General features: G+C 65.5%; 1 protein-coding gene. It reads right to left on the reverse strand.

The genetic code is table 11. From position 1 onward, the window contains the following. Positions 1 to 637 (reverse strand): AMP-binding protein (locus NNI01S_RS32930; RefSeq protein ID WP_157115181.1); only part of this gene is annotated, 637 nt, incomplete at both ends.

Here is a 637-nt window from a genome sequence, read left to right on the forward strand (position 1 = left end):
GGGCTGCTGCGCGTCCTGCGAGGTCAGCGGCAGGAAGGACACGTGCACCGTGGTCTCGGTGATGCCGTACATGTTCACCAGCCGCGTCCGATCACCGTGGCGGTCATACCAGCGGCCCAGCTTGCGCAGATCCAGGGCCTCCCCACCGAAGATCACATATCGCAACGCCAGCTCGCCCGCGCTCGCCGCCCGGTCGGCCTCCACCAGCTGATAGAACGCCGAGGGAGTCTGATTCAGCACGCTCACTCGTTCTCGGATCAGCAACTCCCGCAATTGCTCCGGGGAACGCGAGGTCAGGTAGTCGACCACGACCACGCTGCCGCCGTTGGCCAGCGCGCACCACAGTTCCCACACCGAGAAGTCGAAGGCGAAGGAGTGGAACAACGTCCACACATCGGTCTCGTCGAACCCGAACAACGGCTGGGTATTGGTCAGCAACTCCAGCACATTGCGGTGGACGACCCCCACACCCTTCGGGACACCGGTGGAGCCGGAGGTGTAGATGACATACGCCAGGTTGTCCGCACGCAACCGTCCCACCCGATCGGCATCACCGACCGGCGTATCCGCGTAACTGTCCGCCTCGGCCAGCAACACCACCGGCAGCGCGCCCGACGGCACCGACTCCCGCTGCTCC

The sequence above is a fragment of the Nocardia niwae NBRC 108934 = DSM 45340 genome, from assembly GCF_001613465.1.
Taxonomy (GTDB): Bacteria; Actinomycetota; Actinomycetes; order Mycobacteriales; family Mycobacteriaceae; genus Nocardia; species Nocardia niwae.